General features: G+C 42.2%; 23 protein-coding genes and 2 pseudogenes. 8 read left to right on the plus strand and 17 right to left on the minus strand.

Annotation, left to right across the window (positions count from 1 at the left end; translation table 11 throughout):
- Positions 1–95: 95 nt before the first annotated feature.
- On the minus strand, positions 96–1,112 hold the full coding sequence (locus V7L07_RS13895) for a sulfate/molybdate ABC transporter ATP-binding protein (RefSeq protein WP_335058662.1): 1,017 nt from the start codon (positions 1,110–1,112) through the stop codon (positions 96–98).
- On the opposite strand from V7L07_RS13895, the gene V7L07_RS13900 reads away from it, so the two are divergent.
- A complete protein-coding gene (locus V7L07_RS13900) occupies positions 1,105–1,260 on the plus strand; it encodes a hypothetical protein (RefSeq protein WP_335058664.1) in 156 nt (51 codons plus the stop codon). The two genes, V7L07_RS13895 and V7L07_RS13900, sit on opposite strands and share 8 nt — an antisense overlap.
- A gap of 67 nt (positions 1,261–1,327) precedes the next feature.
- On the opposite strand, the gene V7L07_RS13905 is transcribed toward V7L07_RS13900, so the two are convergent.
- Positions 1,328–4,498 (minus strand): HEAT repeat domain-containing protein, encoded by a 3,171-nt coding sequence (locus tag V7L07_RS13905; protein WP_335058666.1) that lies wholly within the window; start codon positions 4,496–4,498, stop codon positions 1,328–1,330.
- Positions 4,499–4,825: 327 nt separating this feature from the next.
- On the opposite strand from V7L07_RS13905, the gene V7L07_RS13910 reads away from it, so the two are divergent.
- Together V7L07_RS13910 and V7L07_RS33490 are read left to right on the plus strand one after the other, a co-directional pair.
- Positions 4,826–4,990 carry a hypothetical protein gene (locus tag V7L07_RS13910; RefSeq protein ID WP_335058668.1) on the plus strand — a complete coding sequence of 55 codons (165 nt, stop codon included), beginning with the start codon at positions 4,826–4,828 and terminating at the stop codon, positions 4,988–4,990.
- On the plus strand, positions 4,987–5,280 hold the full coding sequence (locus V7L07_RS33490; protein ID WP_442936054.1) for a transposase family protein: 294 nt from the start codon (positions 4,987–4,989) through the stop codon (positions 5,278–5,280). The genes V7L07_RS13910 and V7L07_RS33490 overlap by 4 nt, the downstream gene beginning before the upstream one ends.
- Here V7L07_RS33490 and V7L07_RS13915 read toward each other — a convergent pair.
- Positions 5,249–5,929, minus strand: coding sequence for a glutathione S-transferase family protein (locus tag V7L07_RS13915; RefSeq protein WP_335058669.1), 681 nt, complete (start codon positions 5,927–5,929; stop codon positions 5,249–5,251). The two genes, V7L07_RS33490 and V7L07_RS13915, sit on opposite strands and share 32 nt — an antisense overlap.
- 309 nt (positions 5,930–6,238) lie before the next feature.
- On the opposite strand from V7L07_RS13915, the gene V7L07_RS13920 reads away from it, so the two are divergent.
- Both V7L07_RS13920 and V7L07_RS13925 read left to right on the plus strand, forming a co-directional pair.
- Positions 6,239–7,792 carry a cation:proton antiporter gene (locus V7L07_RS13920; protein ID WP_335058671.1) on the plus strand — a complete coding sequence of 518 codons (1,554 nt, stop codon included), beginning with the start codon at positions 6,239–6,241 and terminating at the stop codon, positions 7,790–7,792.
- Between the two features lie 30 nt (positions 7,793–7,822).
- On the plus strand, positions 7,823–7,975 hold the full coding sequence (locus V7L07_RS13925; protein WP_335058673.1) for a hypothetical protein: 153 nt from the start codon (positions 7,823–7,825) through the stop codon (positions 7,973–7,975).
- Between the two features lie 89 nt (positions 7,976–8,064).
- On the opposite strand, the gene V7L07_RS13930 is transcribed toward V7L07_RS13925, so the two are convergent.
- The 5 genes from V7L07_RS13930 to V7L07_RS13950 all read right to left on the minus strand — a co-directional run bounded on the left by V7L07_RS13930 (position 8,065) and on the right by V7L07_RS13950 (position 14,656).
- Complete coding sequence (locus V7L07_RS13930; RefSeq protein ID WP_335058675.1) at positions 8,065–8,625, minus strand: DUF3124 domain-containing protein; 561 nt, start codon at positions 8,623–8,625, stop codon at positions 8,065–8,067.
- A 277-nt stretch (positions 8,626–8,902) separates the two neighbouring features.
- On the minus strand, positions 8,903–9,580 hold the full coding sequence (locus tag V7L07_RS13935; RefSeq protein WP_334981277.1) for a potassium channel family protein: 678 nt from the start codon (positions 9,578–9,580) through the stop codon (positions 8,903–8,905).
- Between the two features lie 507 nt (positions 9,581–10,087).
- Entirely contained in the window at positions 10,088–13,120 is a 3,033-nt protein-coding gene (locus tag V7L07_RS13940) for an MFS transporter (RefSeq protein WP_335058677.1), read from the minus strand.
- Between the two features lie 607 nt (positions 13,121–13,727).
- Positions 13,728–14,261 carry a translation initiation factor IF-3 gene (gene infC, locus V7L07_RS13945; RefSeq protein WP_335058679.1) on the minus strand — a complete coding sequence of 178 codons (534 nt, stop codon included), beginning with the start codon at positions 14,259–14,261 and terminating at the stop codon, positions 13,728–13,730.
- Between the two features lie 272 nt (positions 14,262–14,533).
- The gene (locus V7L07_RS13950) at positions 14,534–14,656 is read right to left on the minus strand and encodes a hypothetical protein (RefSeq protein ID WP_335058681.1); all 123 of its coding nucleotides are present in this window, start codon (positions 14,654–14,656) and stop codon (positions 14,534–14,536) included.
- Between the two features lie 201 nt (positions 14,657–14,857).
- On the opposite strand from V7L07_RS13950, the gene V7L07_RS13955 reads away from it, so the two are divergent.
- Positions 14,858–15,538: a HEAT repeat domain-containing protein gene (locus tag V7L07_RS13955; protein WP_179067936.1), complete on the plus strand. Its 681-nt coding sequence runs from the start codon at positions 14,858–14,860 to the stop codon at positions 15,536–15,538.
- 75 nt (positions 15,539–15,613) lie between these two features.
- Complete coding sequence (locus V7L07_RS13960) at positions 15,614–16,180, plus strand: phycobiliprotein lyase (protein WP_335058683.1); 567 nt, start codon at positions 15,614–15,616, stop codon at positions 16,178–16,180.
- Positions 16,181–16,254: 74 nt separating this feature from the next.
- Here the strand turns inward: V7L07_RS13960 and V7L07_RS13965 are convergent.
- Positions 16,255–16,888 (minus strand): annotated as a pseudogene (locus V7L07_RS13965) (Uma2 family endonuclease).
- 231 nt (positions 16,889–17,119) lie between these two features.
- Between V7L07_RS13965 and V7L07_RS13970 the strand changes: the two are divergent.
- Positions 17,120–17,497, plus strand: a complete 378-nt coding sequence (locus V7L07_RS13970) for a hypothetical protein (RefSeq protein WP_179066111.1) — start codon at positions 17,120–17,122, stop codon at positions 17,495–17,497.
- Positions 17,498–17,580: 83 nt separating this feature from the next.
- Here the strand turns inward: V7L07_RS13970 and V7L07_RS13975 are convergent, their stop codons facing one another.
- From V7L07_RS13975 to V7L07_RS14010, 8 genes and pseudogenes are all read right to left on the minus strand, one after another.
- The gene (locus V7L07_RS13975; RefSeq protein WP_335058685.1) at positions 17,581–17,766 is read right to left on the minus strand and encodes a hypothetical protein; all 186 of its coding nucleotides are present in this window, start codon (positions 17,764–17,766) and stop codon (positions 17,581–17,583) included.
- Between the two features lie 5 nt (positions 17,767–17,771).
- On the minus strand, positions 17,772–18,125 hold the full coding sequence (locus V7L07_RS13980) for a hypothetical protein (RefSeq protein ID WP_335058687.1): 354 nt from the start codon (positions 18,123–18,125) through the stop codon (positions 17,772–17,774).
- Between the two features lie 53 nt (positions 18,126–18,178).
- A complete protein-coding gene (locus V7L07_RS13985; protein ID WP_335058689.1) occupies positions 18,179–18,328 on the minus strand; it encodes a hypothetical protein in 150 nt (49 codons plus the stop codon).
- Positions 18,329–18,490: 162 nt separating this feature from the next.
- Positions 18,491–18,829 carry a hypothetical protein gene (locus V7L07_RS13990; RefSeq protein WP_335058691.1) on the minus strand — a complete coding sequence of 113 codons (339 nt, stop codon included), beginning with the start codon at positions 18,827–18,829 and terminating at the stop codon, positions 18,491–18,493.
- Positions 18,830–18,831: 2 nt separating this feature from the next.
- Positions 18,832–18,993, minus strand: a complete 162-nt coding sequence (locus tag V7L07_RS13995) for a hypothetical protein (RefSeq protein WP_335058693.1) — start codon at positions 18,991–18,993, stop codon at positions 18,832–18,834.
- 2 nt (positions 18,994–18,995) lie between these two features.
- A complete protein-coding gene (locus V7L07_RS14000) occupies positions 18,996–19,244 on the minus strand; it encodes a hypothetical protein (RefSeq protein ID WP_335058695.1) in 249 nt (82 codons plus the stop codon).
- Between the two features lie 17 nt (positions 19,245–19,261).
- A complete protein-coding gene (locus V7L07_RS14005) occupies positions 19,262–19,978 on the minus strand; it encodes a hypothetical protein (RefSeq protein ID WP_335058697.1) in 717 nt (238 codons plus the stop codon).
- Positions 19,979–20,183: 205 nt separating this feature from the next.
- Positions 20,184–20,981 (minus strand): annotated as a pseudogene (locus V7L07_RS14010) (hypothetical protein); the annotation flags it as partial.

Consider the following 20,981-nt stretch of genomic DNA (forward strand, 5'->3'; position numbering starts at 1 on the left):
GCAATTTGATTTGTAAAAATTGCAATAATTAAGATCCCCGACTTCTTAAAGAAGTCGGGGATCTCATTTTTCACGAATGATTTAAAATTGCCATTTTAAATAGAATAAGACACTGGGAATGATTTTGCACCTTTTGGCTTCACATACACTCGCTGTTTCGCTTCTAACTCTAGGTCATTAAAGCGATCGCGTGTTAAATGGGCTGTCAATATTTGTCCATCATCGAAAGTTAATTCCACCTGAATTTCCCAACCCAAATGTACTAACCGACTCACTGTCGCAGGTGTCGTGGCATCGGTGGCAGTAGTTTCAAAAATTACATCTTGCGGACGCAAAAACACTTGTGGATGTGGTGCATCAAATCCGCTACTTTTAAAAATCTTTGAACTGCTAGGTAATACGTTCACTGGGCCAATGAAGCTCATCACAAAAGCTGTAGCAGGATCATCGTAAATTTCAGATGGTGTTCCCACCTGTTCCACACGCCCTTTATTCATCACCACAACCTCATCGGAGACTTCCATTGCTTCCTCTTGGTCGTGGGTGACGAAAACCGTGGTAACATGAACCTCATCATGGAGGCGGCGTAACCATGCCCGTAAGTCTTTGCGGACTTTCGCATCAAGTGCGCCAAAGGGTTCATCTAGCAACAAGACTTCCGGTTCTACTGCCAGTGCCCTAGCTAATGCTACCCGTTGTCTTTGACCACCAGAAAGTTGTGATGGATAGCGATCGCCTAATCCAGTCAATTGCACCAATTCGAGTAACTGTTCTACCCGCCCCTTAATCTTCTTTGGCTGTGCCTTACGAATTTCTAAGCCAAAGGCAATATTTTGCTTGACAGTCAAATGCTTGAATAGGGCATAGTGCTGAAACACAAACCCAATATTTCGCTCTTGCACGCTTTGGTATGTAGCGTCTTTACCGGTCAGCAGGATTTTGCCGCTATCTGGCATTTCTAAGCCTGAAATTAATCGTAATAGCGTAGATTTACCTGATCCCGATGGCCCGAGTAACGCAACTAGCGAACCACTCTTAATTTCCAGGCTGACCTCATCAACTGCCTTGAAACTCCCGAATTGTTTGGAGACGTTCTCAACTACTATGCCCACTGCCGCTGTACCTCTGCAACTAAATCTACAGATCCTTGGTAGGATTACTGTGCCTTACATATACCATACATCGTTATTTATAGATGAACAAGATTTAGCTACCGCAGCTAGTGCGATCGCACTAGCTACAATAAGGAGCAAAGACTGAGGAATCTTGGGATTGTAGTATAGAGCAAGTAATTATAGCGGTTCTCGCTTGTGTGCCCCATGCCCACTTACCTAGTCCGTAACAATTGCACAAAGGTATTACTCACCGTATTGTCTTTAGTGTCAGCCGCGTATTGAATCAATTTTTCTCGCAGTTCTTTGGCTGCATCTAAAGGAAGCAACGTTGCTAGCAAGAAGTAAACACCACGAAAACGCGGATCGCCCATTCTATCAACTAATAGTCCTTCGGCGGCATCAGTTTCGCCCAGAAAGTTTTGCACTAAGAAGAAATCCATGATTTTATCGTGGCGAAAGTACCATTCTTTCTTCGCTTCGCCTTTTTCATCTTGCCACTGACGGCTGACTACCATTTTGTATTTATCGTCTTCTAAAGACATGACAACTTGGTGAAATTCATCCCCAGGTAAGGCTTGTTTGTCTTCGAGTCGCATTCGGTAGATGGCGGCGGAAAATCTTTTGAGCGGAAATTCTTGTTTCCATTCTTGCAGGTATTCTGTTGCCATCAGGTTGTATTGCTGTTCTTGCAGGCGGAACAAGTTTGGATGTTTACCTTGTGATAACATCAGCGCTACCACTGTTAGATCCATTGGATTGGAAAGAATTCGGCGGACAGCATCTAACTCTTCTTGGGATTGCTGGTCTTTGAGGACTTCTGTTAAATAGTTGGTGCTGGCTTGGGCATAATCAGCACCTTGAATTTTGGCATCTTTAGGGAGTCGCGGCTGACGGGAGATCAAAAACTCTTGAATTTGTTGTTGTTCAAGGGGCTGCAAGTAGTAAGTTTTGGCTGTTGAGGGTGGTGTCCACTCTAGGGGCTGGGTTGTCATGATAATGTTGCCCCGGAAATAGCTTTCGACAAACTGGCAGATTTTTGCGCGGGTTTCGGCGGTGACTTCGTTGAGTCCGTCGATGCAGATATCTATCGCGCCACTGTAAATCAGGTTTTTCAGGAAGCCGGCATCTTGGGCTTGACCGTGTAGCTTGTCTTGGATGGCTTCAATTACGCCTTTATGACATTTTTGGGCGGGGAGATAAACGACTATGCGCTGGGAGTTTTGCAACAGATGACGGAGAAACATCGATTTGCCTAAGCCGGAATCGCCTTCTAAGATAATTTGTCCTTGAATACTGGGTAAGGCTGCGGTAATTGGCTGGATGTCTCCAGAAGGGGGAACTTTGACTTGAGATTCTGGGAAGTATGATTGCTCATAAAAATTATCTAAGCCGGCGTCGGCTAATAGGGAAGGTTTGAAGGGTTCAAATAATTTGCGGCGGAAGGGTGGAAACCAGGTGAGGAGAAAGCCGACATAGCCCACGCCGAGAATCCGGCGTACCCAAGGGTTCCAGAAGAAGATGGCTTGGACTTGGGGAAATTTGGGGTAGGCAAAGATCAGGGCTAGCCAAAAGAGAGCATGAATGAGGATGGTGTTTCTGCTACTGATAAACCACTGCCACCCTTCCAAATTATCTATTGCTGATTGCACCGCATTAGCATTGGTGGAGTTGACTTTTTTGAGGTTGTTGTAATGGCTTTGCAATAAACCAATATCTTGTAATCTCCAAGGAATGTTTTTGTTAGTGGCAACTTCGGAAATTTGTTCTGCTAGTTCTCTTCGCATATCTGACAGAGAATTACAATCTTTCCAGGCTTCCTGGAAAACTTTCAGTGCTTCCACTCCCTCTTTATATGTCGGTTTCTCTGGTGGTATTTTAGGCTTACCAACCCATTGCATAAGAGTTTCTACTTCTGGTTCACCACCTCCCAAAAAATGAGCTAAAAACCTGAATTGATCAATCTCAGAAGGATAAAAGTGAACTGAATCTAGAACTTGCACAACAACTGGCAAATCTTGTTGCCCTAGTTTCGTGAGTGCCTCTACTGCTGCTTTATGGACACCAGAGTCAGGATCTTTGAGCAGTGGAACAAGTTGTGGAACTACTTCCTTGGCTTGCATCTTCCCTAGTGCCTCTGCTGCTGCTTTACGGACACCAGAGTCAGAATCTTTGAGCAGCAGGACAATTTGTGGAACTTGTTCCTTGGCTTGCATCTGCCCTAGTGCTTGTGCTACTGCAATACGGACACCAGGGTCAGAATCTTTGAGCAGCAGGACAATTTGTGGAACTACTTCCTTGGCTTGCATCTGCTCTAGTGCCTGTATTGCTGCATAACGGATATAGACTTCAGAATCTTTGAGTAGCAGGACAATTTGTGGAACTACTTCCTTGGCTTGCATCTGCCCTAGTGCCTCTATTGCTGCATAACGGGCATCAGGGTCAGAATCTTTGAGCAGCAGGACAATTTGTGGAACTACTTCCTTGGCTTGCATCTGCCCTAGTGCTTCTATTGCTGCACCACGAACATTAGGGTCATTATTTCTGAGCAGCAAGACAAATTGTGGAGCTTGTTCTTTGGCTTGCATCTGCCCTAGTGCCTTTACTGCTGCAACACGGATACCAGAGTCAGAATCTTTGAGGAGGAGGGCAAGTTGTGGAGCTTGTTCTTTGGCTTGCATCTGCCCTAGTGCCTGTGCTGCTGCTTCACAAATATACCAGCCAGAATCTTTGAGGAGGAGGGCAAGTTGTGGAGCTTGTTCCTTGGCTTGCATCTGCCCTAGTGCCTGTACTGCTGCTTTACGGACACCAGAGTCAGAATCTTTGAGGAGGAGGGCAAGTTGTGGAGCCTGTTCCTTGGCTTGCATCTGCCCTAGTGCCTGTGCTGCTGCATTACGGACATCAGGGTCAGAATCTTTGAGCAGTAGGACAACTTGTGGAGCTTGTTCCTTGGCTTGCATCTGCCCTAGTGCCTGTGCTGCTGCATTACGGACACCAGAGTCAGAATCTTTGAGCAGTAGGACAACTTGTGGAGCTTGTTCCTTGGCTTGCATCTGCCCTAGTGCCTGTGCCGCTGTTTGGCGGGAAACTGCTGAATCTTTATCCTGCAACTGTTTGACAAACTGTTTTACAAGCTCATCATAGTTTTTTATCTGGGTTTTAGGGTTATCTAGCTGATATTCACCCAAGTGTTCTGCTGCTTTAGCCCTGACTTCGGGTATTGGGTCTTTTAGGGCTGCGATAAAACCGTTAATCTGCCATGCTTCTAGCTTAGGTTTTTCTTCAGCATTTACCCAAGGTAGACAGAGGAAGAGAGTCAGGAGTAGGGTGAAACAGAAAAGGAAAAAGACAGGGAGCTTGCTGGTATGTCGGGGTATGGTGAGCATAATTGGGGGCAAGGCGGCAGATTACACGCGGCTATGGGTATAATAACAACCTTGCAATTCCTAATTCCTGATTGAGAGTCTTTAATACTCGTGGGCGAGTATTAAAGACTCATCGACGAAGCTTTGAGGTTCATTCACCAAAAGATACATCTCGTTTTGCAAATCAGGAGACTCTCAATACGATTCGGTTAAGAGGATATTTGAAAAGGCCTCTTCTCCGTAGCAAAACGTTTTAGATCCCCCTAAATCCCCCTTAATAAGGGGGGGACTTTACGAGCTTTTTGCCCCCCTTATTAAGGCAGTCCTGATCAAACAAGTTTCACAGCCTTGAATGAAAGAATGACTGGGGACTGGGAACTAGTATTTTTACTCAGCACTCAGCACTCAGCACTTTCAAGTCAGCAGGGTGGATTAATTGTCGAGAGAGAAAATATAACATGGAAGGATGATTCCTTGAGAAAAACACCAAAACCAGAGGAAAGTTGGGAATGAATTTAATCGAAGCAATCCAAGGGGTTCCCGATTATCGACAGGCCAGAGGGATTAGACATAGACTTTGGATAATACTAACTATAGTTTTGTTGGGTAGTTGTACAGGATATTGGGGATATAAACCTTTAGCTGAGTTCACTAAAAATCATCGATTATCCCTAATCAAATTATTAGATTTATCTCCAGATATTCAATTTCCTCGACTCATCAACATTCAGAAATATCATGATGTCTATTGTAGAAAAACAACCTGCAAAATTACGATTGGATGCGTTCAAACCAAGATTTGACATGAGAATATGACAAAATCCGCTCTTTAAGCGGACTAGTGCGAAGTATCTCATCTATTTGTGCAGCGACAGCTAAATCCGCTATGCTCTGATGGCTTCCCACTAACCAATCTTGCTGACTGAGGATAGTATCAAGGTTGCCGAGATGGTTGAAAAACTTTTTTTCAACGCGGTTCTTGTCGATGCGACCAATTCCTTGAGCATTCAATTGCTTTTCGTAGGTGTAGCGAGCTAGAGGAGCAAAAATTACTTGCTCAAACTTTGATCGTCCTTTACATAGTAAGCTAGTCGCTAACTGGAGAGCATCTGGATAGCGGAAGCGAAAATATACTTCAAACCAGTACAATGATTCATCTGCCCAGTCTTCCCACAAATAGGCTTGTGCTAAATCTTTGCTATCTGCTGGGTAAAGTGGATGTTCTGGATGTCGGGCTTCCAAAAATTCTGCAATTTCCGAGCTGTCTTGAATCTTCTCACCATCGTATTCAATCACGGGAAGCTTGCCCACAGATGACAATCGGGAAGCTGCCACCGCCAGCAGACCGTTATAGTTGACAACAGAATAGGCAAGATGCTTGTGCTTAAGAATCTTACGAACCTTGTTACAAAAGGGAGAAACTTCCCATTGATGCAGGATGATTTTTGGCATCGCGCTCACCGATATTTTTGAATGTCGATAGACTGGGGATTGGGATTGGGAAGTCTTAAAAAAGATTAAGGCGATCGCTGTTTGATGTTAATACTGAGGGTTAGAGGAAAGATTGTCTAGATTTATCTACAAATTTTTATATTAGCAGTAGCGATCGCCTTTACTCTGGGTTAACTGCTGGAATTGCCTAACTACAGTAGCGAGGTACTGCCCCATTCAGTCCCGAATCTACATTCTCAAGTTGCTAATTTGGCATGAATGAGGGGAGAATCTATCAGTCAAGTCAAATTAATTTTCTAAAACGTAATAGTGGATGTTACAGAATTAGTCAAAGTTTCAATTATTCTCTTACTTGTTGCTACAGGTGTCGCTCTGCTGTCCCGACGGCTGGGAATCCCTTATGTTACGGGTTTGGTATTAGCAGGTTTGCCAATTACTGAGCTATTATCTCGTCGAGTTGGTTTAAGTCCAACCCTTGTTTTGGATCTTTTCTTACCAATTCTCATCTTTGAAGCTGGTATTAATACAGATGTCAGCCGCCTACGCAGCACCTTTAAACCAATTGCCCTACTAGCTGGGCCTGGGGCTGTGCTTTCTAGTGGTATTATTGCTGTCCTGTTGAAATTTGGGCTGGGGCTGGATTGGATACCTGCGTTATTTGTCGGAGTAATTCTGGCAAACACTGATACAGTTTCCATGATTGCCGTCTTTAAGGATATACCAGTACCATCCCGGCTTTCTACCATCGTTGAAGGAGAAACTTTATTTAACGATGCTGCTGCCCTAGTTTCCTTCAACCTGATTGTGCAAGTATATTCAACAGGCTCACTCACATTTCTAGAGGGAATCCAACAACTGCTATTTATCTCTCTAGGAGGCTGCGTTGTCGGGTTAGTTTTAGGCTATTTGAGTATACCTGTATTCGCCCGTTTAGATGATGCTCTTAGCAGTCTTTTGTTGACAGTCGCAGTTGCATTAGGAACTTTTCAAGCTGGGCAATTTCTTGGTGTATCAGGCCCCGTGGCTGTAGTCGTCGCTGGATTAATTTTCGGGAATTTAGGACTTTCTCGCAATACTTCTGCTTCTAGTCGCATTACCTTGTTGAGTTTCTGGGAATATGCCAGTTTTACTGTCAACACCTTTATTTTTCTGTTGATTGGTGTAGAAATAAACTTGGTAACGCTCTGGAGAACTTTACCTGCAATTCTACTTGCAGTTTTGGCTTATCAAGTCGGGCGAGTTCTTACAGTCTATCCGTTGCTAGCAGGGATTCGTTGGATTGACCGCCCAATTCCACTGCGCTGGCAACATTTACTATTTTTAGGCAACATTAAAGGTTCCCTCTCAATGGCTCTGGCGTTGAGCTTACCTACGACACTGCCAGGACGAGAAGTTTTGATAGCTATAGTCTTCGGCTGTGTGCTGGTGTCCTTAGTGGGACAGGGTTTAAGTTTACCTTGGGTGGTAAAACGCTTAAAATTATCCAAATTTTCGGAAGTTCAACAGCAAGTTGAAGAATTACAAGCCCAATTGATGACGGGTAAGGCAGCACAAGATGAATTAGATAGTCTGTTGAAATCAGGGGTGTTACCAAAAGCGGTTTATGAGGAGATGCGTTCAGCTTATCAGGTGCGAATTGCCGGTGCAGAAAAGACGCTACGGGAACTATATAATCGTCGTCCTGATGAGGTGGAAGGTAGAAGTGGCAAGAGCAGTAAACTTGAAGCTATTCGCCGACGTTTACTCTTGGCAGAAAAAGGAGCGCTCAATGAGGCAATGCGGAAGCGAATTCTCTCGGAAGAAATTGTGCGTGGACGGATACAAACTCTTGATGAACAATTGTTGAAATTGGAAGATGATTAGGGATTGGGGACTGGGGATAGTCTGAGCTTTGTGAATGAACCTCTGAGCTTCGTGAGTGAACCTTTGAATTTCGTTGATGAACCTTTGAGCTTCGTGAGTGAACCTCTGAGCTTTGTGAATGAACCTTTGAGCTTCGTTGATGAACCTCTGAGCTTTGTGAATGAACCTCTGAGCTTTGGCTGATTAGGATTGTGTTGCCTCCAGCAAGAGATTGAGTCAGAGACTCAATGAATGCATTCCCATGCGGAGCATAGGAACGAGGGAATTACGAATTATTTTAAAGGCGATCGCTGATCGTTATTTTGGCTTTTAATTACCCTACCTGGACTAACAAAGGAAATTCCCTGTTGAAAGTCAGTACCAATCATGACTGCCTCTACTATGGGTTCGGATATTTCTGTTTGGGCTACCCATTCAACAATAAAGTTTGCGCCTAAACCTCCACTGCTATCATTTCTATTGATAAAAAAATCTGTAGAAGCCAGGGCATCAAGTTGAATGGGGCGCTCTAAATACTTCTTAACTAATTTTCCTTCTGAGTTGTAGTAGCGTACAGAAGTAATAATAATCGGATTGGTCAAATCTGTATTCCGAATACTGAGTGTAACTGCTAACTCAAAAATCTCCTGGCGATTGTAATGATAGATATGAGAATAAACTGGAACATAAAGAGTTTGACCGCTAGCTATCTTAAAATTCTTATCCAGCGTCACTGCTTTTTGCACTGGGGTTGCTTGAATAGCACTAGGTTGTGACTTGGGTGGAATATTTGTGGATTCACAAGATGCCAGAATAATAGCGATCGCTAAATAAATATATCGATACGGCTTCATCAATACTCACCAATTTTTTTATTTGTTAAATGTGTAGCTAACCCTACCTAATAAAACAGGAGTCAGAATACTCTACCCATAAAGAGATAGAGTTTTAAGGCGAGAATATTTTAATTTTGTTCGCCCACCATTCCACTCGCTTTTAACCAATATTCAGACGCGACTCGAAAATACTCGCTTGCCGCCGACGCTATCACCCACTAGTACAGAATTCATACTGAATTCTGACTCCTGAGTTCTGAATTCTTCTTATAAACAGTTTAGGTAGGAACTGCGCTCAACATTTTTGTTCAATAAAATCAATGACTTGATGTAAACATCTTGGTTTAGTCACAATCAGCACAGTTGAATGAGGTTCCAGTATTGTACTACCGTTAGGAATTATCAAATCTTCGTGGGGATGGGATTGATAACCAATAATTAGCGAACCACTAGGAAATTGGGAATCCTGAGCAATTTCGGCAACGCTACGACCAGCAACATAGCAATTGTTGGGGATGGAAAGTTTCAGAACCTCAATCTGTCCCTGCTCAAAATGCATCATTGATTCCACTTGTGGATACTCAATGGCATTCACCATTGTTGAAACTGATAGTTCAACAGTACTGATAACGTGGTTAGCTCCAGCTATCCGCAACGGTTCGGCAAAATCTGGGTGGCGCATCCGGCTTAAAATATGGGTTACACCGTAGTGTTTCGCAAGAGTTACCATTGCCAAGTTTAAGGCATCACTTCTCAGAACCGCCGCCAAGGAACCAGCTTTGCGAATTCCAGCTTCTAACAATACTTCTGTACTCACAGCACTGCCTTCAAAAGCCATTGCTCCCACTTGTTCACGGGCGTAGCGGCAAGCGATAGGATCAATATCAATTACAGCAACAGTATGTCCTAGTTCTACCAGCTTTTGCGCCAAACTTAAGCCCACTAAGCCTGCTCCACCAATTAGTACGTACATGAATATTCTTAATACTCCTTCACTTCACTCTCTAGGCTAACAAGGATCGTACAGTGGGGTACTTGCTAAACTTGCAGCTAATAAATGAATTCGTCATTGGTCATTTGTTTAGACTTACCAATGCTCTGACAATTCAGGTCATGTGGAAAAGCTAACGATTGACCTAACCCCCTAGCCCCCTTCCCGAAACGGGAAGAGGGAAATTTCAAAGTCTCTCTCCTTGTAGGCTACGGTGTACACACAAGTCTTTGAGAGTTGCCTCACAGCGTTTAGATCCCCCCTAACCCCCCTTAAAAAAGGGGGAACCAGAGTCAAAGTCCCCCTTTTTAAGGGGGATTTAGGGGGATCTTCAACGATTTTGGTTTTATACAAAGATGTGTGTACACCGTAGCCTACAAGGAGAGAGAAATAGAAGAGAGGTTTTCCAGATACCGTGAAAAGTCAGACCAATGCTCTATGCTCAATGACTGTTATCCTGATTCTTTAACTATTCTGAATTCTGAATTCTTAGTTTTTCTGATTGTCCATTCCTTTAAAATTGTAATTTTTGAATTGGTATTTTTCGAGCAACTCTTTAACTTGAGTGGCTACCAAAGGATGTGTATCTTTCTGTAACTGGGGGAGAATTTGCAGGAGAACGCGATGTGAAACCATATTTAAGTATGCGATCGCAGCTTCTCTAACAAAGCCGGTTGGATGACGCAAACTCACTAATATCTCAGAACTGGTCAATCGGATGCGGGTAACTTGAGCATAATGAAAACAACAAGCTAGACACCAGTCAGAAAGGAAATTACCCAACATCAGCAATCTGTGGAGGCGATCGCTAACTACCATGTTCTCATATTCTACGACCTTGGCTTCGATCAGATGTTGCAATTTTTCTGACTGGGGTCGGTTATCTAAAATATTCAGCAATAAAGACTTTGAAGACAAAGTTACCGTATGCTCTAAGATTTCTAACCCCCGCGCTAAGTTTACCACTGAGGGCGATCGCAGATTGAAGGATGCCGCCTGCATCTTTTCTGGCGAGTAAAGTAGTCTCAATAATAGTAGCACCCGCTCTTTAACATCCAATTCCAATTCTAAAAGGGCGCGTTGCAGTAACTCAGAAACAATCACAATTTTCTCACCAGATTGATAATTTTCTTTTTGGTCTACTGCTTGGAAGTCAATGTATGCGGCGTAAATTTCACCTAAAAATTTTAATTCCTGCTTGATTAAATTTTCTACCCGACTTTCATAAAATCGATCTACTAAACCTTTAATTCCTGGTTGTTTGTGTATTTTTAGTAAGCTGCGAAGAATATGATCCCTTGTAGTACCCCAGGATGTCTCCAAATTTTCCCATAAAGTATCCAAAGCTTCTTGAGTGCCGACTTGAGCAATGGTGCGCCAAGCATACATCCGCACTACTTCTGGTTTGTAAATATTCGTAGCTAACCGCAACAGCATTTCTAAAGCTTCATTTTCTAGTCGCGTTAGGGCTGACATTGCTGTACTGCGGGTTGATTTGTAATAAAGTGCTGCAATCAGTGCCGAATAGTACTCTTCTAAATGAGTTGCTGCAATCATTTCCAAGACAGCACAGCGCACTCGTAATGACTCATCTTGTAATAAATTCGGGATGTGAATCCGCAACGCCTGCAAATAAACTGCTTCTCTCAGCGCTCTAACTCCATTTATCCGTTCGCGTTCTTGCTTATGAGTCAGCATCCGGCGCATGGTTTGGGTAGCTGCTACCTTTTGCATCGGCGTTCCCTGACGTAAGACTAAAGCGGCGGCGGTGGCGCGGATGAGTGAGTTTTGCCGGGGGTTCAGGTATTCTTCTAGGAGGCCTAAATTGGGATTTGGTTCAGCCAGCCAAACGTAGCGTAGCGCTAAGGCAAAAACTTCGGGGCTAGTTTCTTGGGATTGTTCTAATAAAGGACGAATGTCGGCTAGATAAGCCGGATTTGCACCTCCCGTCAGCATCACCTCCAAACTTTGGCGTTGCAAATCTGGGGTTAACTTGACTAGTAGAGGTGCTAAAATTTCGGCAGATCCTTGGGAATCCATTTGGGCTAAAAGTTCAATACAAGAGCGTTTATCAGCCTCACTGCCTTTTTCTGCCAAAGCTTTGATTACTCCCTGCTTGAAGAATCGTAAGCCCATATTGGTCGCACTTAAGTGACCCCGCGCCACACTCAAGACTAACAGTTCAACGTAGCGCGATCGCAATTCCCAAACTACTGTTAAGCAAGTGCCAGCGATTAGCATTGTTTCTGCTACTAACACCCATTTTTGCAGTGATACAGGTACAAACCGTCCACAGAATAATAGAGTTGCAAAAATTAGCGCTCCTGTCAAACCTGTGGCGATCGCTTCGGCGGTTCCACCAGATAAAGTCTGCATCCGGCTGCGTATTCCCTCTGGAATCGGTTGGTACAGGATGGGGCCACTACTCATCACAAAGGTGTAGCGCAGAAGTTCATCAAAGAATTTAACAATTACCAAACCCCAAAAAAAGCTTTGCGATTGGATGGCTGGAATTAAATGCAGCAATATCAGCACACCCGGTAGTGAAAAACCAACGGTAATTGGTAAAAGTGTAGCAGTGAAAAATACCCCCATTCGTTCGATAAGTCGGCTGGAAATAAACCACTGCAACAACAACTCACACAGTCCCAACATCCCGCCAAATAAACCTAAGAAGCTGGCGAGTTCTCGGTCGTTCAAATTGGATTGGAGTTCGCGCAAATACTGAAAGTCTATTAACAACCCAATAACTTGCAACAGACCAACAAAGGCAAACAATTGCCAGACATACCGTTTCAGTGGACTTTTAATGAAACGCTGACGTGAAGCTTGTTCTTCAGGAATTAGTCTTTGTGGGGTTTCAGGAAAAGCTGCTCGATAGTGATGAGTTAAATAGAATAAAATCCCCGATCCGAATAAAATCACTACACAGGAGATGAGGACAATCCTATTTAGGGTAGTGTATTGTACTAACCAAGGCAAACTAAAGCCACTGATTACATCTGCGACCAACAGACCACTACTCACCAATGGATAAGTTCGCTTAATCTCCCGAATGTTAAATAGTTGGTTGGCGACGATAGAAATGTTGAGGTCGTTAACTACATAAAGTGCATCTACCCAAAGCCGCAGCAGAAATACCGAAATAACTGCCAGGTAGGAAAAATGAGACCCCCAACGTAATACAATTAGTAAAACTAATGGCACTAACATACAGGGTGCGATCGCCACAATCACCCGACGTAAGGGAAACATCTTTTGCAGACAAGAGTATAAAAAAACTAGTCCAGCACTCATCGCAGCACTAGCAATATACATCCACGGCAGCAGATGAGTCCCATACTCATCCAAAAACAGCGCCACCGTACTGTCTTCTGCCCACCGTAATCCTACACATACGGTTGTGTAAAAAAGAAACATTAGCTGAGTTCGTTCGCTCTCCTCTGGCCGGAGATTCACCCACTGTAGTAATCGTGTTAGAACACTTTTATTTGCAGCCAACCAGTAATTTTTCAGTTCCATGCAGTTTTAGTTTCTGGTAGTATCACCGTTTCAGGAGGCAGAATAGCTCAACCGTAGGGGGCAGGAGTCTTTTAATTTTGCTAGCGCAGCGTAAAGCCTTCTCTTCGAGAGGCTTTGCCAACGGCATGGCTTCTCTACGAGACGCTGCGCGAACGCTTAGAGCGAGTCAGCGTACCCTTACAGGGAAGCAAGCTACGCTTTTAGCGTCTCGCAGAGAGCGTCATTTTGAATTGATTTCTACCCCATCTCCTGGAAATAGCAAAAGTCCTGAGCGACTGAGTATTATGTTTCCCACTCAGCCTTCAGGACTATCGATTTGAGATAAATTTAAATTGTTTTAGCTCCCTCTATACTGCATAGGTTTGCCTAAAAAAGCACTCTGGGGTCGGTTCGGTTAAGGTTTTTTGATCAAAATTTTAGATCGCTAAAGATGCGATTCATCGTGTCTGATTATTGTAGAGACGGCGATTCATCGCGTCTCTTGACTTAACCGAACAGTAAACCAAACTCACTCCCCAGCGAAATTACATCCAAACAAAAAATGACAAAATCCCCTGACTGTATAGCCAGGGGATTTCCAAACTTGGTCTATTAAACAGTTAGAAAATTATTTTTTGGGCGAGATGAGCATCATCATGTTTCGCCCTTCTTTTTTTGGCGCTTGTTGAAGTTCACCAAAAGGCTCCAAATCAGTTGCCATTCGCTTGAGCAAATCTTCTGCTAGGTCGCTGTGTTGAATTTCTCGACCCCGGAACATCACAGTCGCTTTGACTTTATCGCCATCTTTCAAAAAGCGCTCTGCTTGTTTAACACGCACATTGTAGTCGTGTTCTTCTATTTTGTAGCGCATCTTAACTTCTTTGACATCAGCGGTGTGTTGCTTTTTCCGGGCTTCCCGTGCCTTTTTCTCCTGCTCAAACTTGTATTTGCCATAGTCCATAATCCGACAAACCGGCGGGTCAGCTTTGTCACTGATTAGCACCAAATCTAGCTCTTTTTCCTCTGCTAGATGTATTGCTTCCAGTGGGGGCATAATTCCCAACTGGGCACCGTCAGTGTCAATGACCCGAATTTTTGGGAAGCGAATTCGTTCATTAATTTGGGGCAGATCGCGAGTTCTTTTCTTCTCAATCACAGACATTATGATTTGTGGGAGCTCTTAATGAAGGATTTAGTGTGGTCTAGATTCGTATGCCTCAGAGGCAAAATACAGAAGTAACTCAAGACTGAAAACGTAGTCTACAGTTCTAGGGTAACTAATCCGTAAAAGACTTGCCTCGTTGTATTTGTCATTCTACTCACTCCGAGATAATTTCTTTGCGATAGTTAATCTAAATTACACAACCTAGACTATGTTAAATATTATTACAATTATTTGGCAATATTTTTTGCGATGTCTACGACGGGCTACGCCTACGCAGCAACAATTAGCTGTGGGAGATTAACGTCTTTGTCGGGCAGTTTTAGCTGATTTTCGCATGGTGTAATTTTGCCAGATGCGATCGCCTTATCTAATGCTTGGGTGAAATGTGTCAAGTCGTGGGTACTGGGTACTGAGAAGAAATTTTTTTAAGATTTGGTTTGGATCTGAATCCTCATTCAAATCTTAGTCCCCAATCCCCAGTTCAACCATAATTGAGGCATTTTGTCAAGTAGCCAAACTCCTACTTAACTAGGCGACAGCCTGATGAACGGATCGGGTAAATTAAGATAAGTAAAGAAAACGCTTTGAACTAAATGGCAGCTCTAAGCTTACAAGAAATTTCTACTCAGTTAGAAAGTCCGAATTTACGCGATCGCATGGTAGCCCTTGCTAATCTGCGTAATGTTCCCCCTGAGGATGCAGTCCCTTTGATTAAAAAGGTACTAGACGACGAATCTTTGCAACTGCGATCGATGGCAATATTTGCCCTTGGAATCAAGCCGACACCAGAATGTTATTCAATTTTGGTAAAAATTCTCGAAAATGACCCAGATTATGGTATGCGTGCCGATGCTGCCGGTGCTTTAGGATATTTAGGTGATGCTAGAGCCTTTGAGGCGCTATCGCGGGCATTCTATGAAGATACTGATTGGCTAGTACGCTTCAGTGCGGCTGTTTCTTTAGGTAACATTAAAGACCCTCGTGCCCGTCAAATTCTTCTTCAGGCATTAGATAGTAAAGAAGTAGTGTTGCAGCAAGCTGCAATCTCTGCGCTGGGAGAAATTAAAGACATCGAGTCTGTAGATAAAATCCTGCGCTTCGCCCAATCAGATGATTGGTTAGTCAGGCAGCGTTTGGCAGAAGCTTTGGGAAATCTTCCTACTTCCAAGAGTGTCTCAGCTTTAAAATACCTAGAAAAAGACAATCATTTCAACGTTGCTGAGGCAGCCAGGATTGGCCTCAAGAAGCTTGAGGAAATAGGCAATCAAGCTTAATATTAAAACCTCCTGCTACCTTTTAATAATAATTAAGTCGGAATTTTAGCATTTTGATGCAGGGTAATTTCATTCATGAATATTGAAGAGTTTTTTCAGTTAAGCGCTGGTAAATGGTTTTCTCATCGTACTAGTCAACATTTGGCTTTTAACCAATCGGAAAATAGCAAGTCAGACATCATCATTGAGACGCTGGCAGTAGATGATCCAGAAGCGATCAAACTGTGTCAAAAGTATAAAATTAATCCCAGTTCTGCTTCCTCTGCTACCAAAATTACCTGGAACGGCACAACAGAAAAGGATCAAGTGAAACATAGTGGTTCAACTGTGTTAGTTTCCGTACCTGATGCGGATAATCCCACCCAAGGTAAGTTACTGCGAGAAATAGTTGATGCCAATAAAACTCCAGTTGCCGGACGCTATAAAATTGACAGTGACGGTGCTTTGATCCTAAGTACAGAGGATGAAACTATATCGTCAGAGGAACGCTTGTGGTTTGCTAGCCCCAATTTACGAATGCGGGTAAATGTCCTCAAGAGTTTTGGTGGATTTAGTATCACTTCTTTCACTTCTGAAATTCGTATGGGTGGCTTTCCACCAGCCGAGAAGGCTTCGGAAACGGCTAATTCAGTATCTAGTTAGTTTTGTGACGACATATTCCCTCCAGAAATGGGGGGAATTAACTAGAGATCGATTCAGTATTCGGGAATTAGGAATTACGAATTTAAACCAGCTTGAAAAATCTGGTTTGGGGTAAGATTCAATTCGGGGAAAGTTTGAGAAACAATGCTATCGCTTTCTCGAAATTTACTGATCTGATATTCCCCATCAACTAAATTACAGTACAGAGATTGTCGGTTGTTTGGGATTACCGATAAAATTACGCCCACCCAAGGCAGCATAATCCACAATCCAATATTCCAGGATACCCATCTCTTCTCTTCGAGACGCTACGCGAACATAATCAGCGTATTTTAAATGGTAATCGTCTCGCCAGTTAGTTGATACAACCTCAATTGCCAAAGGTATCGATGCACCCAAACTAACGGTAGATTGTTTTTTCCATAATTTTTCGTTTTCTAGATTTGCACGGTTTAGCACCAACACATTTGGAAAGTAACCAGAATCTTTTTCAGGGGGTCTAACAATAGCTTGGTTGGGGATAACGTAAGGGAGGTTTAATCGGTCAATTGAAGCACTAAGTTTTATTGTCAAAAATCCTTTAACTTCCTCGTGTTCCCCTACTGGTTGCGCCATCTCAACAATTTCTCCCTTATGTAATTCGTAGCGTACTCGTCGATTTTCGGGTAGCCAATCGACAAATTCCTCAAAGGTTACTAGCTTGGGTATGGCTTGAGTTCATAGATGATAGAGAATTACTGATGATAGAAACATTATCTCTAATCTAGGAGACTGCGGATAGCTTTCCCACCACGGTTAACAGCCAGTTATTTTTAAACTACTTTTATGCCTGCTTTATGTTGCAACCTTAAGGGAATCTCTAGATTACTAGAGTGAATCCCCAGCAAGAATAAAAGGGTAACTGGGTAAGTTAGGCTTGCACTTACAATTTTCACCAAAATGAAAAACTACTTAGCAAGGCTAACAGTGGCAGGCATACTGCTAGCAGTAGGATACAGACCTATAATGCAGTCAAATCTTTTGAGTTTTGGTTCAGACACTTATGAGATTCAGTGGAGTGGAACTAATGGAAGCAAGTTATTTGGTAGCTATGGCATTATTTCCAGAAGTCCTAGCACACCTTCGAGAGTAGAAAAGGTTACAACAATACTTCCTTATAAGGTTAAATTTTCCGCTCAAAAAAATACCCTGATTTCTGCGGCAGGAGCAACAGTTAATCAGGGTATAGTAGAAATCAAAATTTTTAAAAATGGCTCAGAGTGTGGAAAAGTAGTTGTCGTTGGAAGTGCGGCTTTAGCTAATAAAATTTGCCAATAGTCTAAACATCAGTGTATCCCCTGCAAGGCGAGTTTGCGGGGGATTTATAATTTTTAGGAGTGAACCCCAGAATCCCCAGTGAGCTAGGAAGTGCGATCGCTCTGCCAAGACTCTAACTTTTTTATACGTTCTTCCAAAAGACTGTACCGAACGAGATTAATCTGTATTATTTGCTCAAGCTTGATGTGCAGCTGATCTAACGTGATCTGCAACTGTTCCAAGGTCAGCCGCAATCTTTCTTGATCAAGAGGTTTACTAATTTCAGCCATAAAGATTATTGTTTTTGCCTTTCGGCATTAAATAGCTTTTCAGTCTTGCTCCAGTTGTGCTTAATGGCATCAAAAAGATTGTTGTGCTGCAAAAGAAGAGCATCTTTGTAGTTAGTGTAATCTTGTAAATGAATATCTACTTTTCTATCTAAATTAATAAGTTTATCGTTCAGCTTATCTTTTAAATTATCAACTGTAATAAAGTTTGCTGCTTCCAAATTTGCAATCTTAGAATTCATGCTTGATTCTAAATTAGCAATTTTACTATTTATGCTTGACTCGACTTGAGCCAGTTTATAAACAGCAGAGAATATTGTGATTAGTCCAACCACAAAAGTAACTGAGTTATGAAGATCCATTTGATTGTTCAATTGCAGAAATAAACTATAATTACTTCTGCAATTGCTCCTATTTATTGAGATGGAGTTTGACTATTGGTCGCTGGTGTTTCAGAGGGTAAAGTCGAAACTTTGTTATCGGAAGCTTGTTGAGCTTCAAAAGCCACAACATCTTGAGCAATCAACGTGATAACTCGAAAAAGAGTAGAAACATTTATCCGCATAAAATCTCCTGAGAACTGACGTTTTGTAGCAACATTGCAGTTGAGGATAAACTGAATGTTACTGTAAAATTTCAGCCAATATGTTTTTAACTTTCATGAAGTGAAGTTGTAAAATAGACAGCATAACAGCTTATTACCTGTATAGCTTTCATGAAGATGCATTTAAACTATCAATTTTTCTACAGTAATATTCCAGTTGAAAGTAAATTGTCTTCTGCTGTAAAACTTCATTACTAAATATCTACTAGTGAATCCAGCGGATATCAAATCAGTAGGAATTGTTAAATCTAAAATTTTGACATCATCTGAAGGGTAAAAACTTTTAACCTTGTAAAATTCAAAATGCTCATTAGTTAAAGATTGAGCTATTATTGCCTTAGCCCCTTGAGGATAAATATCCCAAGTTTGACTTACCCGAAATAAGTTCCCCTCAACAAGAGATTGGGTAAGAAGTTGCCAACTATTACTCAAAACAATGTTATTGACTTCTACCCAATTCATATTTAAGCTTCTCTAATATTTTGTCCGCCAGGTTTGCGACGCCGTTTGCTACGTTGAGGTGTTGGTGTAGGAGTAGAGGAAGATTCACCACTACTTTCACTACTAACTTGTTTAGATGCTTGAACGTTTTTAGTTGGTTGATTCTCTTGGTTTTCTTCTGACATAATTAATCTCCTAAATAAATTTCGTTGAGATTGTCTTCAACCTCTTGAATGTATTCATCGACATCATCAAGGTATGGTTCAACCATTTCTAGCAAATCATCGGGAGAAATATCCCCCCGAATCATTGCTTTAGTAGCTTCGTCGACAATCATTGATGCTTGAAGAGCTGATTGCATCTCTTGCTGTGGATTGTGAGGAATAATAATCACAGAGAAGCATTGTCTGATTTGTCGATTAGCTACTATATTCATTGGTTATTTATTTAAGATTAGCTAGCAGGAATACCAGTCGCCAAGTTAGAACCAGTTGGTTTGGCACGATCAAAGCTACGTACCTCAACAAATTCTTCTGGAATAAAATGTAATCCCAGAACAGTGTATTGACCGCCAACTGTGCCTTTTTTAAGAACGTCCATTAAAGACTTGCGAACATCTTCTTCACTGACGGTTGCCAGAGTTGGAGTTGTAGCTGTGCCGCCTTCAGTCTGAGCATCGGGGACAGTGGTAGTGCGACCGTAAGGAACAGAACCAGAGCGTACCCCTGCGTAAGATTTGTAATTTCTTTTAGTGATTTTTGACTGCTTTTGTGTTTTTGCTTGAGCAAGACTAGCCGTAGGAACAACGGTAATAATGCATTCAGCCGCATAAAAACTTGCATCAATGAGCATTTTAGTAAAATCACGCTCAATTCCAAAAGCAGCATCAGTTGCTGCACTAAATAGGGATTTAATATTATCCCCTTGCACAGTGATACTGGCTTGTATAGCAGTAATAGCACCTGAACCTGTATTGGGTTCTTCTCCAAAAGGTGTGACGCCAACATTGAAAATTTTCAAAAATTTGGCATCCGGCTTGCGGTCAACCGTAAGTTTGTTAGTTCCCTTGAGATAGTTCAGGTATTCTCCAGCCGCTCCGCTTGTTGCTGAATAATTAGTTTCTTTAAGAGTCTGATGCAGTTTTCCAAAACGCTGCTTTTTGCGTGGCATATATTTTTTATTAGCTCTAATTCAACATCTGTTATCATGCTGTCACATGAAAAGCTGAAAAATATTGATACATAAGGTTTTAGAGCATACCTAAAATTATCCGGCTCTATGCGAAATATTAACTCTCGCTGAACGCTATAAGGGTCTATAACAGTTTCCAAAAATCCGTACAAGTTTATCCAAAGCAATCACCTCTCTAGTAATTTTACGTAAAACTATCAATCCAGTCAGGTTTTGTATTTTTCAAGCCTGTAGAAAAATATTCAGCCCGTTTAGCAATAACATCTATTTCTAATAATTCAGGCCCTTTGCGAGGAGCAATTGGGCGCTGGATTGCACCTTCTAAATATTCTGGTTGGATTAAAGCTTTACAAGCATCAAGCATTTTTTGTGCTTCTTCAACAGAGAAAGCGTTAATAATTAATTTGGAATTATCTTTTAAGGTTAAGAGTGCTTCATACTGTCCTTTTTTGTAATCTGGTAAAGGTGAAGTAGAGTAATGTTGTACGATAGGATGAGGAATAGTCAAAGGGTATTTAGGTGAGCCAAAATTCCCGTTTTCCATTTTTTGTGCAAACATAAATATCATTTGTGGTCTACCTGCCTCTATACGAATCTGCCACCATTCTGGGACAGCCGAATAATACTCAGTTTGACTACATTGTTGTGCTTCAATTTGAGCAGTTCTTTGAAAATTAAGTAATTCTTGAGCTTCAGTTCCTTGAATCACTTGAATCGTTTCAGTTTTGAATTTTGGCTGCTTAGTAGAAGTATCGCAACTGTCAAAAACTTGAACATCAATTGTTGAAAACTCCACTTTTGCATCAACTCCATCTTTGCCATTAGTTCCCGGTTGACCGTCAACGCCATCACGTCCGTTTAGCCCTGGTTGACCATCAACACCGTTGTGACCGTCAACGCCATCACGTCCGTTTAGCCCTGGTTGACCATCAACACCGTTGTGACCGTCAACGCCATCACGTCCGTTTAGCCCTGGTTGACC

It is taken from the genome of Nostoc sp. (genome assembly GCF_036916985.1).
Taxonomy (GTDB): domain Bacteria; phylum Cyanobacteriota; class Cyanobacteriia; order Cyanobacteriales; family Nostocaceae; genus Nostoc.

Bases quoted from the DNA above. Each gene is read 5' to 3' on its own strand.
- V7L07_RS13940 (WP_335058677.1), bottom strand. From the start codon at position 13,120: ATGGAACTGAAAAATTACTGGTTGGCTGCAAATAAAAGTGTTCTAACA.
- V7L07_RS14005 (WP_335058697.1), bottom strand. From the start codon at position 19,978: ATGCCACGCAAAAAGCAGCGTTTTGGAAAACTGCATCAGACTCTTAAA.
- V7L07_RS13975 (WP_335058685.1), bottom strand. From the start codon at position 17,766: ATGGCTGAAATTAGTAAACCTCTTGATCAAGAAAGATTGCGGCTGACC.
- V7L07_RS13930 (WP_335058675.1), bottom strand. From the start codon at position 8,625: ATGAAGCCGTATCGATATATTTATTTAGCGATCGCTATTATTCTGGCA.
- V7L07_RS13995 (WP_335058693.1), bottom strand. From the start codon at position 18,993: ATGTCAGAAGAAAACCAAGAGAATCAACCAACTAAAAACGTTCAAGCA.
- V7L07_RS13905 (WP_335058666.1), bottom strand. From the start codon at position 4,498: ATGCTCACCATACCCCGACATACCAGCAAGCTCCCTGTCTTTTTCCTT.
- V7L07_RS13935 (WP_334981277.1), bottom strand. From the start codon at position 9,580: ATGTACGTACTAATTGGTGGAGCAGGCTTAGTGGGCTTAAGTTTGGCG.
- V7L07_RS14000 (WP_335058695.1), bottom strand. From the start codon at position 19,244: ATGAATATAGTAGCTAATCGACAAATCAGACAATGCTTCTCTGTGATT.
- V7L07_RS13990 (WP_335058691.1), bottom strand. From the start codon at position 18,829: ATGAATTGGGTAGAAGTCAATAACATTGTTTTGAGTAATAGTTGGCAA.
- infC (WP_335058679.1), bottom strand. From the start codon at position 14,261: ATGTCTGTGATTGAGAAGAAAAGAACTCGCGATCTGCCCCAAATTAAT.
- V7L07_RS13980 (WP_335058687.1), bottom strand. From the start codon at position 18,125: ATGGATCTTCATAACTCAGTTACTTTTGTGGTTGGACTAATCACAATA.
- V7L07_RS13970 (WP_179066111.1), top strand. From the start codon at position 17,120: ATGAAAAACTACTTAGCAAGGCTAACAGTGGCAGGCATACTGCTAGCA.
- V7L07_RS13955 (WP_179067936.1), top strand. From the start codon at position 14,858: ATGGCAGCTCTAAGCTTACAAGAAATTTCTACTCAGTTAGAAAGTCCG.
- V7L07_RS13900 (WP_335058664.1), top strand. From the start codon at position 1,105: ATGCCCACTGCCGCTGTACCTCTGCAACTAAATCTACAGATCCTTGGT.
- V7L07_RS13985 (WP_335058689.1), bottom strand. From the start codon at position 18,328: ATGCGGATAAATGTTTCTACTCTTTTTCGAGTTATCACGTTGATTGCT.
- V7L07_RS13915 (WP_335058669.1), bottom strand. From the start codon at position 5,929: ATGCCAAAAATCATCCTGCATCAATGGGAAGTTTCTCCCTTTTGTAAC.
- V7L07_RS33490 (WP_442936054.1), top strand. From the start codon at position 4,987: ATGAATTTAATCGAAGCAATCCAAGGGGTTCCCGATTATCGACAGGCC.
- V7L07_RS13960 (WP_335058683.1), top strand. From the start codon at position 15,614: ATGAATATTGAAGAGTTTTTTCAGTTAAGCGCTGGTAAATGGTTTTCT.